This is a genomic window from Bordetella muralis (genome assembly GCF_054781015.1).
On the sequence record NZ_BAAGVF010000005.1, the window covers coordinates 107,955 to 123,105 of the forward strand.

14 protein-coding genes are annotated in these 15,151 nt (G+C 58.0%); 7 read left to right on the plus strand and 7 right to left on the minus strand.

Going from position 1 to position 15,151, the window contains the following annotated elements; translation table 11 throughout:
- Nucleotides 1–29 precede the first annotated feature (29 nt).
- From ACYVIT_RS10535 to ACYVIT_RS10560, 6 genes are all read right to left on the minus strand, one after another.
- The gene (locus ACYVIT_RS10535) at nucleotides 30–1,829 is read right to left on the minus strand and encodes a gamma-glutamyltransferase family protein (RefSeq protein WP_415808012.1); all 1,800 of its coding nucleotides are present in this window, start codon (nucleotides 1,827–1,829) and stop codon (nucleotides 30–32) included.
- A 20-nt stretch (nucleotides 1,830–1,849) separates the two neighbouring features.
- Nucleotides 1,850–3,352, minus strand: coding sequence for an ABC transporter substrate-binding protein (locus ACYVIT_RS10540; protein WP_415808011.1), 1,503 nt, complete (start codon nucleotides 3,350–3,352; stop codon nucleotides 1,850–1,852).
- Nucleotides 3,353–3,552: 200 nt separating this feature from the next.
- A complete protein-coding gene (locus ACYVIT_RS10545) occupies nucleotides 3,553–4,545 on the minus strand; it encodes a Bug family tripartite tricarboxylate transporter substrate binding protein (RefSeq protein ID WP_415808010.1) in 993 nt (330 codons plus the stop codon).
- Between the two features lie 106 nt (nucleotides 4,546–4,651).
- On the minus strand, nucleotides 4,652–5,332 hold the full coding sequence (locus ACYVIT_RS10550; RefSeq protein WP_415808009.1) for an RraA family protein: 681 nt from the start codon (nucleotides 5,330–5,332) through the stop codon (nucleotides 4,652–4,654).
- A gap of 106 nt (nucleotides 5,333–5,438) precedes the next feature.
- Nucleotides 5,439–6,368 (minus strand): LysR substrate-binding domain-containing protein, encoded by a 930-nt coding sequence (locus ACYVIT_RS10555; protein ID WP_415808008.1) that lies wholly within the window; start codon nucleotides 6,366–6,368, stop codon nucleotides 5,439–5,441.
- A gap of 120 nt (nucleotides 6,369–6,488) precedes the next feature.
- Nucleotides 6,489–7,412, minus strand: coding sequence for an MBL fold metallo-hydrolase (locus tag ACYVIT_RS10560; RefSeq protein ID WP_415808007.1), 924 nt, complete (start codon nucleotides 7,410–7,412; stop codon nucleotides 6,489–6,491).
- Nucleotides 7,413–7,603: 191 nt separating this feature from the next.
- On the opposite strand from ACYVIT_RS10560, the gene ACYVIT_RS10565 reads away from it, so the two are divergent.
- The 7 genes from ACYVIT_RS10565 (at nucleotide 7,604) to ACYVIT_RS10595 (ending at nucleotide 14,066) form a co-directional block, all read left to right on the plus strand.
- Nucleotides 7,604–8,500, plus strand: a complete 897-nt coding sequence (locus tag ACYVIT_RS10565) for a DMT family transporter (RefSeq protein WP_415808006.1) — start codon at nucleotides 7,604–7,606, stop codon at nucleotides 8,498–8,500.
- Between the two features lie 280 nt (nucleotides 8,501–8,780).
- Nucleotides 8,781–9,866 carry an ABC transporter ATP-binding protein gene (locus ACYVIT_RS10570; protein WP_415808005.1) on the plus strand — a complete coding sequence of 362 codons (1,086 nt, stop codon included), beginning with the start codon at nucleotides 8,781–8,783 and terminating at the stop codon, nucleotides 9,864–9,866.
- Nucleotides 9,867–9,876: 10 nt separating this feature from the next.
- Nucleotides 9,877–10,908 (plus strand): extracellular solute-binding protein, encoded by a 1,032-nt coding sequence (locus ACYVIT_RS10575; protein ID WP_415808004.1) that lies wholly within the window; start codon nucleotides 9,877–9,879, stop codon nucleotides 10,906–10,908.
- A complete protein-coding gene (locus ACYVIT_RS10580; protein ID WP_415808003.1) occupies nucleotides 10,905–11,756 on the plus strand; it encodes an ABC transporter permease in 852 nt (283 codons plus the stop codon). Before ACYVIT_RS10575 ends, ACYVIT_RS10580 begins: the two co-directional genes overlap by 4 nt.
- Nucleotides 11,749–12,573: an ABC transporter permease gene (locus tag ACYVIT_RS10585; protein WP_415808002.1), complete on the plus strand. Its 825-nt coding sequence runs from the start codon at nucleotides 11,749–11,751 to the stop codon at nucleotides 12,571–12,573. The genes ACYVIT_RS10580 and ACYVIT_RS10585 overlap by 8 nt, the downstream gene beginning before the upstream one ends.
- Before the next feature lie 93 nt (nucleotides 12,574–12,666).
- Complete coding sequence (locus tag ACYVIT_RS10590) at nucleotides 12,667–13,143, plus strand: ureidoglycolate lyase (protein ID WP_415808001.1); 477 nt, start codon at nucleotides 12,667–12,669, stop codon at nucleotides 13,141–13,143.
- Between the two features lie 14 nt (nucleotides 13,144–13,157).
- On the plus strand, nucleotides 13,158–14,066 hold the full coding sequence (locus ACYVIT_RS10595; RefSeq protein WP_415808000.1) for an allantoinase PuuE: 909 nt from the start codon (nucleotides 13,158–13,160) through the stop codon (nucleotides 14,064–14,066).
- Nucleotides 14,067–14,207: 141 nt separating this feature from the next.
- Here the strand turns inward: ACYVIT_RS10595 and ACYVIT_RS10600 are convergent, their stop codons facing one another.
- On the minus strand, nucleotides 14,208–15,086 hold the full coding sequence (locus tag ACYVIT_RS10600) for a spermidine synthase (protein ID WP_415807999.1): 879 nt from the start codon (nucleotides 15,084–15,086) through the stop codon (nucleotides 14,208–14,210).
- Nucleotides 15,087–15,151: the final 65 nt, after the last annotated feature.

Genomic DNA, 15,151 nt, shown 5'->3' on the forward strand with positions numbered 1-15,151 from the left:
CGTCATCTGGTTGGCTTATGCCGGCGTGGTCACCTCCCTACGGCATAAGCCTGCATCAGCCTGGCCGTCGCCGCGGCATGTAATAAACCGTCCTCGTCCCGGGTCGCAGCCGTCAAGCGGCCCGTGGACCACTCCGGTTCTTCTTCGATGACGTGTCCGCGGGCGCGCAGATCGGCGATGAGCTCTGTACCAAATGAGATCTCTACTGCCAGGTGCCCCGGCTTGCGATCACGCGGGTAAAACGACGACGGAAAGTGCATCGTGTGCGACATGGGTTGATCGATGGCTTCCTGTAGATTCAGTCCGTGATGGACATGGCGCAGGAATAGCAGCAATTGCCACTGTTCCTGCTGGTCTCCGCCAGGTGTGCCGAACACCATGTAGGGCTTGCCGTCGCGCATGGCCAGCGACGGCGTCAGCGTCGTGCGTGGCCGTTTTCCTGGCGCCAGGGTGCCTGGCAGGCCAGGTTCCAGCCAGAACATCTGCGCGCGCGTATTGAGCGGGAACCCCAGCTCCGGGATCACGGGCGATGATTGGAACCATCCCCCTGATGGCGTTGCCGATACCATGTTGCCCCATCGGTCGATCACATCGACATGGGTGGTGTCGCCGCGTTTGACCGAGGCGCGCATGTCGGCCAGCGTGGGCTCGCTGCTGGGTGCGCCTACAGGCGTGACCTTGGACAGGCGCGATAGAACGTCCATGACCCGATCCACTTGCGCATCGAAGCCGGGCACACGGCCGGGCCGCAACTCGTGCGAGGCCATGGGCCCGATCAAGGCGCGGCGTTCGTCGTTGTAGGTGTCCGACAGCAAATGCGCCAACGGCACGTCCACAAACGACGGATCTCCGTAATAGGCCTCGCGATCGGCAAACGCCAGCTTCATCGCCTCGGTAACGTGATGAATGAACTCGGCGCCGTTCGGTCCTGCCTGCTGCAGGTTCAACCCTTTGAGCAATGCCAGGGTCTGCAGGAAGACGGGGCCTTGGCTCCATACGCCTGCTTTCGCAACGGTATAGCCATGATAGTCATAGGTGACCGGTGTGTCGTAGCTCGCCGACCAATTGGCCATGTCCTGTGCCGTCAATACGCCGCGATGCGGCGTGCCGCTCTCGTCCATGACCTCGTTATTGCGAGCATATTGGTCTATCGCCTCAGCCACAAAGCCGCGGTAAAACGCATCCCGTGCCGCGTCAATCTGACGCTCGCGGTCATTGCCAGCGGCTTCGGCCTCGCGTAATACGCGGCGCCAGGTTTCCGCCAGACGGGGATTACGAAACAGCTTGCGCGCCTGAGGCACATTGCCGCCAGGCAGGTAAACCTGCGCGGTGGTGGGCCAGTGCGCCGTAAAAAAATCCTTGAGCCCCGCGATCGTGTTGGCGATGCGTGGCATCAGCGGGTGGCCTTGTTCGGCGTAATAGATCGCCGGCTCGAGTACGTCGCGCACCCGCAATGTGCCGTGATCGCGCAGCATCAGCATCCAGGCATCGAATGCGCCGGGGATGACGGCAGGCAGCAGGCCATTGCCGGGGATCAGGTTCAGCCCCAGCGATTGATAATGTTCCAGCGTCGCGCCTGCCGGTGTCGGGCCTTGGCCGCACAAGACCTCGGTGCGGCCGGTGCGTACCGAATGAAAAATCACCGGCACTTCACCCGCCGGGCCTACCAGGTGCGGCTCTACGACCTGCAGCACAAAGCCGGCTGCCACGGCCGCATCGAATGCGTTGCCGCCGCGTTCCAGCAGCGCCATGCCGGCGCTGCTGGCCAGCCAGTGCGTCGAGGTCACTACACCAAACGTGCCCAGAATCTCCGGGCGCGTGGTGAACATGCGATATCCGGAGTCGATGCTCATTTTGCAGCCACCGTCACGTCTTTCAGGCGGATGAGGCCGTCAGGGTAGGGCACAAAACCTTGGACCTTGGCTTGCGTGCCGAAAATCCAGGGCAGATAGAACAGATAGATACGAGGATCGTCTTCCTGCATTTTCTGCATGGCTTGCGAATACAGCTCGCGGCGTTTGGACTCGTCAGCAACGCTGCGGGCTTCGTTCATCAGCTTGTCCATATCGGCGTCGCAATATCTGCCATCGTTCAACGTGCCCTTGCACGTGATGTACTGGTAAATATTGCCGCTGGGATCGACGCGGCCTGACCAACCTGTTTGCCCTACTTGAAAGTCGCCTTGCGGCAGCGCCGATTGCAGCGACGCGAATTCCAGCGGCTTCAGCGAAATATCAAAGCCGGCCTCCGAACCCATCGCCTGCACCAGTTCGAACACCTGCTGCATGGTGGTGTTATTGCCAAAGGTCAATTCGAACTTGACGCGATCGTAGCCGGCTTGTTTGAGCAGCTCTTGCGCTTTCTTCGGATCGCGTCCGGTGCGCTCTACGCTTTTGTCATAGGCAAAGCTGGCCGGTGGAAAGGGTTGGTAAGCGGGTTGGAACATACCCTCGCCTACCACTTGGTTGATCACGTCACGGTCGATGGCCAAGTCCAGCGCCTGGCGTACGCGCTTGTCTTTGGCCAGCGGGTTGTCGGCACGGGGGCCGTTCGCGATGTTGACCGAGATCGCTTGATAACCCAGGCCGGTGACAGGCGCCAATCGCAGATTCGAGTCCGATTTCACGGCCTCGGCGTCACTGGGCGCTACTCGCTCAATGATGTCCAGACCGCCTGCGCGCAGATTGTTCAAACGCACCGTGGTGTCGGGCATGGGAGTGAAGACGACCTGATCGAAATGGTAGTGGTCCTTGTCCCAATACTTGTCGAAGCGGTCCAGCACGATACGATCGTTCTGCACGCGCTCCTTGAATTTGTACGGCCCGGAGCACACGGGATGACGGCCAGGCTCTTTATCGAAAGTCGCGGGCGACAGCATCATGCCGGCACGGTCAGAGAGCTGCGACAGCAGCGATGCGTCGCGTTCTTTCAGGTGCAGGACCACTGTGCGGGCATCGGGCGCATCTACGCTGGCGACCGAAATGAGCTCGCTCTTGCGGTTGCTGTCGGGTAGCGTCATGGCACGATCCAGATTCGCCTTGACCGAGGCTGCATCGATGGGTGCGCCGTCGTGATAAAAGGCGTTCTCGCGTAACGTGAACGTCAGCGTCAAACCATCGTCGCTGGTCTTCCACGACTTGGCCAACTGCGGCACGATCTTCAGATCCGGCGAGATATCCACCAGCTTGTCGCACAGCGAGGCAAATACGATACGGCCCACAAAGGTGCGGGCTCGGACCGGGTCAAGAACATCGGGATCATCCTGCAGGCCGATACGCATGGTGGATTGAGCAGTGGCGGCGGCGCTGGCAAGCAGGCCGGCCGCGGCCAGGGCTAGGCATAGGCTACGCATGAGAGTCCTCTATCGGTGATCGTAAAGACAGTGAAGGAGAGCCGCTGCCAGAAAAGGGGATCATCTGGCTGAGCACGACTCTGTCATGAACCGATTCTACTTCTGACTCTGTGGTCCCGGTAAGCGTGTCGCCCGATGTAGCTGGTTTGGCGAGACGTCATAACGGGGGCTCGCGCCGGGATAGCCTTGATCCCTACGCACTAATCGACCTTGGCCCCCGAGCGTTTGACGAGGTTTTCCCACATAGGGACTTCCATTTGGATGAATTTTTTGAATTCCGCAGGATCGCTACTGACGCGTTCTGACCCCAGCTCGGTCAATTTTTGTTGGATGTCGGGTTCTGCCAATGCCGCGGATACCGCTACGCTCAAGCGATCTGCCCGATCTTGTGGGATCCCCGCGGGAACGAACACTCCGTACCAATTCGTCAACGTCAGGTCAGGATATCCTGCTTGCTTCATCGTAGGAAGGTCGGGAAAGGCGTCGGATCTTTCCGCTCCCGTGGTGGCTAGTGGAACAACACGCTTTGCCTGCGCCTGCGGATAGAGGGCCGCCGTGGTTTCGAAAGCGAATTGCACCTGTCCCGCGATTACGTCCATCATGGCAGGGCCTTGGCCCTTATAGGGAATATGCAGGGCATCGATGCCCGTTGCCAGTTTAAACAGCTCGCCTGCCAGATGTTGCGGACTGCCACTGCCGCCAGAGGCGAAGTTGTAGGTGCCGGGATGTTCCTTCAGAATTTTGACCAGCTCGGCAACAGTTTTCGCCGGTACTTTGGGGTTCACATAGAGTACGAGGGGCATTGCTGCAACCTTGGCGACGGGCTGCAGGGCCTGTACGGGATCCATGCGCAGCGAATATAAATTGCGGTTAATGACGATCCCCGTATTGTTGCCCAGCAGCGCTGTGCAACCGTCTTTTTCGGCACGAGCGACGTACTCGGTTCCAATGTTGCTGCTGGCGCCGCCACGGTTATCGACGATCACTGTGGTGCCCAATGACGCTTGCAGTTTAGGCGAAAGCAGCCGGGCCAGAATGTCCGTGGTGCCGCCAGCGGGATAAGGGGAAACAAGTGTGAGCATCTTACATGGATAGGCGTCGGCGGCGATGGCGGCTTGCGTTGGCGTGATGGCCCAAAGCGCCAAACTCAGCGTGATCGCTGCCTGGCCGCGAGGTTTCCGTTTTATTGTCATTTCTGTCTCCTGCATGGTTCTGTGAATTGCCGGTTGCCGGTTGCTGGATTGCAGCGAGCTTTGCGCTGCGGCCCGTAAGGGCGAGGCCGGCCCCGTGTTCAACGCTCTATGACTGGCTGCGTTGCAGCGTGTGATAGTTATGTTCGATGCGTGCTGCCGACAGCGTTTTTCCCTTTCGTACGCTTTCAATAATGGCGAGCTCGGCGTCGCGTGTCTTCAGGGCAACGGCCAACACATCGTCCTCACGGCCGCCTGGCACCACGACGATGCCGTCTGCGTCGCCGATCAGGATGTCGCCGGGCCGAACACGGACATCTCCCAAGCTGACGGGACCGTTGATTTCTTCGACCTGGACTCTGTCCTTTCCTGTGCGCATGAATTTGCCGCGGCTGTATAGCGGATAATTGAACGCCTCTGCTGCAGAGGTGTCGCGGCATACGCCATGAATCACTGTGCCAGCGATAGATCGCCGTGTGGCGACTTCCGTCAGGATCCCTCCCCAAACGGTGCAATCCACTCTGCCGCCGTTGTCCAGAACAACCACGGCGCCCGCAGGGACTGTGTCGACGAAGTCGCCTACGGTGCCGGGAATGAGCTCGACGGGACCAAAGCGGACGGTGTAGGCACGACCCAGAATTTTTTTATTCGTGGAAATTGGCCCGATTCCCAATGCGCTGCCCGGGAGTTTCAAACGATCTAATGCGTCTGAGATTTCTGCGGTTGATAGCTCGCTGTATTGCGAAGGAATGGGTTTCGATATTTCGCTTAGTTCTTGAGATGTGGTCAAGGCAGTGCTCATGGTCTCGGCTTTTCAACGTTAAGTCCGAGGGCATGCTACGTGCACTGCGTTATCGCGTCCAAGACAGGACTTTTATGCTTTTATAAGAAAACGCTTATAGTTTGCGGGAGCGCGAGGGGCGGTTTTGCGAGATGTTGGTGTCGAGATCGCGGCACAATATCTCGACAAAGTCCTGCAAGGCAGGCGATGTGTCGCCAGCTCGGTAAGTGCAGGTAAGTGTTGTCAGCGACTCAGTGTCGCCTCCCTCAAGTGGCAGATACTTGACATCCTGCCGACCATTTTTGACGACGGATTCCCCCACCAGCGTGACGCCTAGGCCTGCCGCTACTAAGGCAATCGCCGTTTGAATCTCAAACGTCTGATGAGCAATGTTTGGCTGAAAGCCCGCGTCCGCGCATAGTTTTTTTATCAGCGTCGGAAATGCGGCGCCCGGATGATTGGGATAGAGGATAAAGGCGTCATCGCTCAAGGTGTCCAAACGGATGCGTTTGCGGTGGCGGTATCGATGGCCGAGAGGCAACACAACCATCAGCCGTTCGCGCAGCAATACTCGCGTGATGCAATCGGTGAGAGGCTGCGCCTGACGGCCGATGGCGATGTGAATCCGATGCTCACGGAGGGCACGCTCGTGCTCCTCGGTCAGCATTTCAAACAACTTCAGTTCGACACTGGGATGTTGCTTGTTATAAGCATGGAGGGCGGGAGGCAGCACGCTATAAATCGCCGAGCGAGTGAATCCTATGCCCAGCCACCCTGCATAGCCCCGCCCGATGTCGCGTACCCCCGATTCCGCCTGCGCATACTGATCTAATATTTCCCTTGCCTGGGCAAAAAAATATGCGCCCGCATCAGTCAGCCGCAACGGACGCGCCGCTCGTTCGAACAGCAGTGTCCCCATCCGGTCTTCGAGCGCTTTGATTTGCTGGCTGAGCGCGGGCTGCGCGACGTGTAACCGCGCAGCGGCCCGGGTGAAATTGAGTTCTTCCGCAAGGACGATAAAGAACCGCAGGTGTCTTAAGTTCATGGCTATCGTTCAATAAACTCTTGTGTGAGAGCTATCCTGGCGGTTATTTGCTGCACGATGGCGTTGTGAGACGTCTGTTTTTTTCTGTTCGGTGTTCCGTGCACGTGATGCCGAAACCAATCACCACACATTCAGCGGCAGTTTCAAATACCGGACGCCATTATCCTCGGGTGCCGGCAATTGCCCCGCACACATGTTGACCTGTATGGACGGCAGGATGAGCTTGGGCATGGACAGCGTAGCATCGCGTTTTTCGCGCATGGCGACGAATGTCTGCTCATCGATGCCTGCGTGGACGTGAATGTTTGACGCGCGCTGGTCTGCGATGGTGGTTTCCCAGGCATAAACATCCCGGCCCGGGGCTTTGTAGTCGTGACACACAAACACCCGCGTCGCATCGGGCAAGGCCAGCAAACGTTGGATCGATCGATAAAGCGCCGCGGCGTCTCCACCCGGAAAATCGCAGCGCGCTGTGCCGTAGTCGGGCATGAACAACGTATCACCGGTGAAGACGGTGTCGCCGATGACATAGGCCATGCAGGCTGGTGTGTGCCCGGGCACGTGCAAGGCGATCCCCTGCAGGCTGCCTATTTGAAATTGATCGCCATCCTCGAACAGCTCGTCGAATTGCGTGCCATCGCGGGCGAACTCGGTACCGGCGTTGAAGATTTTCCCGAATACATTCTGGACGGTAGTGATGTGTTTGCCGATAGCCAGCCGGCCACCCAGTTGCGAGATCAGCAGGGGTGCCGCGGAAAGGTGATCGGCATGCGCATGGGTCTCCAGCACCCATTGCGTATGCAGACCGTTTTCCTTGATATGGTCAGCCATCCGCATGGCCGAGGTTTCGGCCGTACGGCCGCTGGCATAGTCGAAATCCAGGACGCTGTCGATGATGGCGCAAGCATCCCCACCGGGATCGCGCACGATATGGCTCGCGGTGAAGGTGTCAGGGTCGAAAAAAGTATGCACGTCCGGTCGCGGCAACTCGCCGCGTAGCGTGCGTTGCACGATCGAGATCGCGATATCCTGTGCGGTATCCATAGCAATATCTGCCGATTGAATTCAACTGTACTGGACGTATACAGGAATTGTATCTGTATGCGTGGCTATCTGCTTTTTGCGACGGGCAATGGCAGATCGGATGACATGCCGGATTTTGGTGGTGCGGCAAGCCGTATTCCGCGTGCTTGTCCTATCATGGGGCTTTGTCACCGTAATTCCGAGTAGTCTCCATGCCGTTCTCGCCCCGTCCTTCGTCCAACGCTACGCCATTAGCTGGTATCGCCTGTGTAACTGCAGGGATCTTGTTCCTGACGTGCAGCGATGCGCTGGCCAAATGGGTGGGGGAACATTACAGCCCTGTGCAAATCCTGTTCCTGCGGGCAGCGATCGCATTGCCCGTGGTCTTGGTGCTGGTTCTGGCGCTGGGCGGGCGGCGAGCCTTGCGTACGCGTCATCCGGGGCTGCACTTGGTGCGTGGGGCGCTCAACATCATTTCGGCGTCGATGTTCTATCTGGGCCTGCAGTCATTGCCTCTGGCGGAGGCAACGGCCATCGCGTTTTCAGCACCGCTGTTTGTGACTGCCCTGTCCGTGCTCGTGTTAAAGGAGCCGGTAGATGGCAAACGCTGGCTAGCGGTGGCGGCCGGGTTTGCCGGGGTATTGGTGATCGTACGGCCTGGCGCTGCGAGTTTTCAGATGGCGGCGCTTTTGCCGTTGGCGACTGCGTCCTTGTATGCCGTCATGATGTTGACGGCCAGGGCGATCGGTGCGGCCGAGAGCATGCTGACGACGACTTTGTATATCGTGTTGGGGCAACTGGTTTGCAGCGCAGTCGCCGTTCCTGCGTTCTGGACGCCGCCCGAGTGGTCGCACTGGCCGTATTTTGCGGGCATTGCGCTGTTCAGCACTTTGGGGCTGACCTTTATTACCCAGGGGTTTCGCATCGGCCCTGCATCAGTGGTGGCGCCTTTTGATTACACAGGCTTGCTGTGGGCGTCGCTGCTGGGATGGTTCGTTTGGCAGGATATTCCCGAGTTGCCCGATTATCTCGGAGCGGCGTTCATCGTGGGCAGCGGCCTATACATTGCGTGGCGCGAGACGCGAACCGGCAAGGAACGACGCGGCTGAGTTGCTTCGCACCATATTGAGTTTTTCTGCACCAGGGCAGGGCAGCGATCGTTCGCTTTGCTGGGGCATCCATGGCCGTTGCGGGCCGTTTACGGCATAAATTCTGGTATCCCATCAAGTATTCAAATCGGGCTGACGGTCAGTATTCGTGCGGTTGTCAGTTGGCGCATCGTTGCTTTTTTCTCCTTGTTTCAAAAGTTGGCATGAACCTTGCATCAGGTTCATGAGCCCGACGGGTTACCGCGCATGCGGCAACAGGGAGAGGAGATGTGGAAATACGATGAGCAAGCATTCGCTGGACATTGAATCCGTAAGTCACCGATATGGCAGTTTCCTGGCCGTCGATGAGGTCGATCTTTCCGTCGATCCTGGTGAGGTGGTTGCCTTGCTGGGGCCGTCAGGCTGTGGCAAGACCACGTTGCTGCGCATCGTGGCGGGTTTTGTCAAACAGACACAAGGCAGGATTCGCGTCGATGGCAGGTCCATCGATGATCTGCAGCCGAATCGCAGGGATATCGGCATCGTGTTCCAGAACTACGCCTTGTTCCCTCATATGACGGTGGCGCAGAATGTTGCCTATGGCCTCGACGCACGCGGCCGTTCCCGGGTGGATACTGCGCGTCGCGTGCAGGAATGCCTGGAAGCCGTACAGTTGCCCCATTTGGCTCAGCGCTATCCACGTCAGTTATCAGGCGGTCAGCAACAGCGCGTGGCGCTGGCTCGTGCCATCGCGACCGAGCCGCATATCCTCCTGCTGGATGAGCCATTCAGCGCATTGGACAAGAATCTGCGCCTGGATATGCAGATCGAAATCAAACGCCTGCAACGCCAACTCGGGCTGACGGCGATCCTGGTCACGCATGATCAGGAAGAAGCGATGAGTGTGGCGGATCGCATCGCGATCATGAATCGAGGCCGCGTCGAGCAATTGGGCACGCCTGTCGATATTTATGATCGTCCTGAGACTTTGTTCGTCAATAGCTTTATCGGCTCGACCAATTTGCTCGAGGGGCGAGTGTCCTCAACGGAGGGCGCGGGGTTATGTATCGCGTTGGATGCAGGCGCCAGTATCGTCGTTCCCTACGCTAAGGAGCTTTCTGCAGGTCAACGCGTGATGGTCTCGTTACGGCCCGAGCATCTCGATCTCTTTGATAAAGACGGGGCGGGACGCTGGCCGGTCGATGTCACGCTGAGTCTGCCTCTGGGGCCGAGCGTGGTGCATCAAGTGCTGACGCGTGATCAAGTGTCTATGAAGATCTCCGCTGCGCGCAGGGGCCTTGCGCATACACCGCAGGGCAGGGCGTGGTGCGGTGTACGCCCGGATGCGTTGCCTTCGCTGTTCTTGTCATCCTCTAACGCTAACTGAAGGAAAGACCATGAAGCATGATCCCGTTCGCCGTCAACTCCTGGCTGGTGCTGCATCATTGGGGGCGCTGGCGATGATGCCACGCATTGCACATGCAGAGGGTAGCGTCGTCAGTGCGGTTTATCCGGGCTCTTGGGAAGAGGCTTACCGTTCTATCGTGGCGCCTGCGCTATCCAAGGCACATGGGGTGACGCTGGAAATGCAGCCGCTCTATGCCGTGGACCAGATTGCCAAGGCGCGCGCGGCGCGGGGCAATCCGCTATTCGATACTTTCTTGCTGGACCCCGGGCCGCGCGTGACGGCTATTGACGCCGGGTTATTCGAGAAATTTGATCCGTCTCGCTTGAGCAACGCCTCGAAACTGCAGCCAGGCATGGCCGACGAGCATGGGGTAACGATCGCCGCGCAGTTTGTCGGGATTGCCTATAACCCTAAAAAGTTCGACAAACCCCCTGTCGGGTGGGCCGATTTGTTTGCCGAACCGTACGTGTCGCGCTTGGGATTGACGGGGTTCCAGACGACATTCGGGACGGTATCAATTCTGGAAATGTCCAAAGCGTTCGGCGCCAAAGGGACAGACGTAGAGCCTTTTTTCGCCGAGCTGAAAAAGGCCCTGCCCAAGATCGCGGTCATCGGCGCGCCTGCCTCGATGCCGAGCCTGTTTCAGCAAGGACAGTGCGACATCATGTACGCCAATACGCAGACAGTCGGTACCCTGAAAGCGCGTGGCGTTGACATCGAGTTCGTGCGGCCGGCTAGCGGCGTCATCACGTTTTTTACGACCATGCATATCGCCAAAGGCGCAGAGCAGGCAGATAACGCGTATCGATACATCGATACCGTGCTCTCTGCGCCAGTGCAAACGGCGCTGATGAAAGGGCCCTATTTCATGGCGCCGGTAGCGTCGGATGTAAAGCTGGACGATACCTTGCCGTTGACGAGCCTGGCCGAGATGTCGAGCATGGTGCAACATGACTGGGCACAGATCAATCCACAGCGTGCGGCATGGATCGAGCGCTTTAACAGGGAAGTCGCCCGTTGAGCCAGGCCGCCATTTCGCCGGGGCGTTGGCCGCTGGCCGTGCCGCTGACATTGGCCTACCTGGTCTTTTTCGCGGCACCGTTATTGATGCTGGTGGCAACTAGCGCCTATGAGGACGATGGGCTGACTCAGTCAGGCTGGGCGACATGGCGCAAGTTCGTTGCGGATCCTTTCTACTGGAAAGTCACCCTGGATACGCTCAAGCTCGGTGTCATGACGGTTTGCGCCACGTTGCTGATAGGCTATCCCCTGGCGATGGTGTACATACAGTCGAGTGAGCGATGGCGGCGGTTGATGTTGTTCATCATCATCATGCCGGTACTGCTGTCGGTCGTGGTGCGTACTTTTGCCTGGATTGTCATTTTGGGCAATGAGGGCGTCATCAATCAGGTCATCATGGCGCTGGGACTAAGTCCGACGCCGTTGCGCCTCTTGCAGACCGAGTTGGGGTTGGTCCTTTCTCTGACCCAGATCGAGATGCCCATGATGTTATTGCCGCTGATCAGTGTGATGGCTCGCATGGATCACAATTTGATCGATGCATCGGTCGCATTAGGGGCATCGCGCTGGCGAACCTTGTTCAAAGTCGTGTTGCCATTGTCGATTCCCGGACTGGTCGCGGGTTGTACGCTGGTATTTGCCAGTTCGACGACGGCGTTTATTTCGCAATCCATTATCGGTGGCAATCGCCTGGTCTATCTGCCCCTGGTGATTTGGCAGCAGTCGCTGGTCGTCTATAACTGGCCCTTGGCTGCAGTGGCTTCAATCATGTTACTTACGTCGGTCATGTTGTGCATTGTGTTGATTGCCGCATTGGGCCGTCGTGGTTCGAGGTATTTGCATGTCTAGACGAAACTCGTTCTCCGATGTGAGCTATTACTCGGTGATCGGCGGCATCGCGGGGTTGGCGTTGTTGGTGTTGGCAGGGCCCGTGATCGTTGTGTTGGTGACCTCGTTGACGGATAGCCAGACATTGCGGTTTCCACCTTCGGGTTTGTCGCTGGATTGGTATCGGCGGCTGTTTGATCCGGTTCTTTCTGCACCGATTCATCGAGCGGCGGGAAATAGCCTGATGGTGGCGGCTTGGTCTGCCTCGGCTGCTGCGGTGCTGGGGGGCGCAGCGGCCTTGGCGCTTGCCCGGTCGAGCAGCCGCAAGGCCCGGGCGCTGGATGCTTTTTTCATGTCGCCGTTGATATTGCCCGGTATCGCGTTTGGGTTGGCGGCATTGGTGTTTTTTACGGCAATAGGGTTGAGGCCATCGTTGATGTTGATGGCGGTGGGGCATGCCGTGATGATCGTGCCGTTTGTTGTGCGCACGACCAGCGCCAGTCTGGTTCAGTTGGAAGGGAGCTTGTTGGAGTGTTCGGCCAGTCTGGGAGCAGGGCGGCTGTATACCTTTCGCAGAATCACACTGCCTATTATTTTTCCAGGCCTGGCTGCAGGCACGTTTATGGCGTTCATGGCATCGATCGATAACGTACCTATTTCACTGTTCTTATCCAGCCCCCGCAGCGACATGTTGCCCATCCGCATGTGGGGAATGATGGAGTCCACATTAGATGTGCGGGTCGCGGCGGTATCGGGCGTGTTGATTGTCAGTGTTCTGGTATTGATGCTGGTGATGGAGCGGCTGACCGGCCTGAGCCGGCGGTTGCAAGGGCAATGACGCGAGATGATTGTCGCGATGATGTCGCACGGGTTTGCTATATCAGAGGGCGTACTGCCGTTCGTCAATACATCTAGATCAAAAGAGGGATTCATGCATACCGTTAAAGTTGAGCCGTTAACTGTTGAGGCGTTTACGCCTTATGGCGACGTGTTGACGTTGCCTACTCGTGCGGGACGCAATTACTACAACGATGCGCTGTCTAACGCACGAAAAGAGGCAGGGCCCAGCCTGTCGTTGTCGTTGCGTGAACCCAGCCCTGCATTGCCGTTGCGAGCCAGCATGCTCGAGCGGCATCAGTATTCCTCGCAAACCTTTATCCCGATCGATGTCGAGCAATATCTGGTGGTGGTGGCGCCTCACTTGCCGCAGGGTGGCCCGGACATCATGCAGGCGCGGGCTTTTTTGGCCAGCGGTAATCAAGGTGTGACCTATCGTGCAGATACGTGGCATCACGGCATGACCGTGTTTGGGCGACCCGCCTGTTTTGCCGTTCTCATGTGGTCTACGGGCGGCGAGGGCGATGAGGAATTCGTAGAAGTCGAACCGTTCGATGTATTGCCCAACTAGGAGGTGAATCCGATATGGCATGGCAACCCACGCGAGATTTTATTGGTTATGGGGATCAGCCGCCTGATCCAAAATGGCCAGGCGGAGCTCGGCTGGCATTGAACTTCGTCATGAACTACGAAGAGGGCTCGGAGCCTTCTTTTCAGGATGGCGAGCATCATACGGAAACTGGATTGACTGAGGCTCACGGTCTGAACCAGATGGGAGATGGCCGTGATCTGGCCGCCGAGGGGATGTTCGAGTATGGCAGTCGCGTGGGGTTTTGGCGGCTAGTGCGCTTGTTTGAAGAGCGTGGTTTGCCCATGACAGTGTTTGGTTGCGCCCTGGCGCTAGAGCGCAATCCCCTGGCTGCGGCCAAAATCAGGCAGATGGGTTACGACGTGTGCTGCCATGGATGGCGTTGGGTCAAGCACTATGAGCTGAGCGAGGACCAAGAGCGCGAACATATTCGGAAGGCCATCGCGTCTTTGACGCAAACAATCGGCGTGCGTCCATCGGGTTGGTATTGCCGGTATGGTCCCAGTGTGAATACCCGGCGTTTACTTGTGGAAGAGGGGGGCTTTTTATATGACTCGGATTACTATGGTGACGAGCTGCCTCTATGGCAATTGGTCCAAGGCAAGCCGCAACTGATCGTGCCGTACTCGCTGACGAATAATGACGGCAAGTATGCGGGATGGATGGGTACGTCCGAGCAGTGGTTCGGTTTCCTGAAAGATGCTTTTGACATGTTGTATGCCGAAGGTGCAAAAACCCCAAAAATGATGTCGGTGGGATTGCATATGCGGCTGGTCGGTCATCCGGCCAGAGCGGCCGGATTACAGCGTTTTCTGGATTATGTGATGAGCCACGAAGGAGTGTGGGTGACGCGTCGTCTGGATATAGCGGAGCATTGGCGCCGGACGCATCCCTATCAGGAATAGATTTGTGCCTCGTGCGCGGACGCGGGCGCGGTCCTCCTGTTGCCCAGTCCCATAGTTGAACCGTGTGTGCGATCGGTACAGAGGTGTAGCGGGATATCCGTACCAGGCAACCGATGAGGTGTGCGTACTGCGGCTGCCTGTTTACTGCGGTTTGGGATCTCTCAGTAGGTCCGCCGATCCTTTTTCCTGGCGTTGAGCGTACCTGTCTGTTTCCTGTTCGACGTCGACAGAGAGCGGTTCGAGTTTGTTTTTCCATGCCTTGGCATTGGACCGAATGGCGTCCATGCCGGGCAGTGTGTCACGCGCCGCGACGATGACACGATTGCCTTGCCGCAGGTTAAAGAACGGTCCGAATACATGGGCATAGGTCGCCGATTCGCGTTCGTAAAGATCGCTGTTGGTAAACGTGTTGGCAACCACAATGCCGTCCTTGGCCAAAATGGCTTTGACGTGTTCCAGAAACTCGACCGTCATCAGGTGTTCCGGAACGTAGTCCACATCAAAGGCGTCCAGCATGACCATGTCGTACTGCTGTCCCGTGCGACGCGCGTTTTCGATATAGGCGCGCCCGTCCTCTACAAACAGCCGTTGCCGCGGGCCAGGCCGGTAATCAAAGTAGTCTTCGGCGACGCGCGCGACGGCGGGATCGATTTCCACCGTATCGATGGTCGCGTCGGGCAGGAGGGCGGCCAGCGCTTTCTGCAGTGTGGCGCCGCCCAGGCCCACGATGAGGATGCGCCGCGGTGCCGGATTGACGAACAGGGCGCTGATCATCATGCGTGTATAAGAAAACACCAGTTCGTCGGGTTCCTGCAGATCCATGCAGGTCTGCCGTCCCAGATCGGTCATGGAGTTGAAATTCAGGCATCGTTCGCCGTTGTCTTCGAATACCAGCACCTGGCCAAAGGGCGATGGCTCGCTATGCAGCAACCGGGGCTCTGCCTGTATCGATAGCGCAAGCAGCAACGCCATGCCGCCGATGGCAAGCGGGAAAATCAGGCGAGGGCGAATGTGAGGCATGAGAGACCAGGGACGGTGGCTTTGGGGTCATCATATCTCGCGTTTATACTTTTGCCGTGCCGTTC

What these genes read in the sequence shown, in the direction of transcription:
- ACYVIT_RS10535 (WP_415808012.1), bottom strand. Translation starts at nt 1,829, where the DNA reads ATGTTCACCACGCGCCCGGAGATTCTGGGCACGTTTGGTGTAGTGACC.
- ACYVIT_RS10540 (WP_415808011.1), bottom strand. Translation starts at nt 3,352, where the DNA reads ATGCGTAGCCTATGCCTAGCCCTGGCCGCGGCCGGCCTGCTTGCCAGC.
- ACYVIT_RS10545 (WP_415808010.1), bottom strand. Translation starts at nt 4,545, where the DNA reads ATGACAATAAAACGGAAACCTCGCGGCCAGGCAGCGATCACGCTGAGT.
- ACYVIT_RS10555 (WP_415808008.1), bottom strand. Translation starts at nt 6,368, where the DNA reads ATGAACTTAAGACACCTGCGGTTCTTTATCGTCCTTGCGGAAGAACTC.
- ACYVIT_RS10560 (WP_415808007.1), bottom strand. Translation starts at nt 7,412, where the DNA reads ATGGATACCGCACAGGATATCGCGATCTCGATCGTGCAACGCACGCTA.
- ACYVIT_RS10565 (WP_415808006.1), top strand. Translation starts at nt 7,604, where the DNA reads ATGCCGTTCTCGCCCCGTCCTTCGTCCAACGCTACGCCATTAGCTGGT.
- ACYVIT_RS10570 (WP_415808005.1), top strand. Translation starts at nt 8,781, where the DNA reads ATGAGCAAGCATTCGCTGGACATTGAATCCGTAAGTCACCGATATGGC.
- ACYVIT_RS10575 (WP_415808004.1), top strand. Translation starts at nt 9,877, where the DNA reads ATGAAGCATGATCCCGTTCGCCGTCAACTCCTGGCTGGTGCTGCATCA.
- ACYVIT_RS10585 (WP_415808002.1), top strand. Translation starts at nt 11,749, where the DNA reads ATGTCTAGACGAAACTCGTTCTCCGATGTGAGCTATTACTCGGTGATC.
- ACYVIT_RS10590 (WP_415808001.1), top strand. Translation starts at nt 12,667, where the DNA reads ATGCATACCGTTAAAGTTGAGCCGTTAACTGTTGAGGCGTTTACGCCT.
- ACYVIT_RS10595 (WP_415808000.1), top strand. Translation starts at nt 13,158, where the DNA reads ATGGCATGGCAACCCACGCGAGATTTTATTGGTTATGGGGATCAGCCG.
- ACYVIT_RS10600 (WP_415807999.1), bottom strand. Translation starts at nt 15,086, where the DNA reads ATGCCTCACATTCGCCCTCGCCTGATTTTCCCGCTTGCCATCGGCGGC.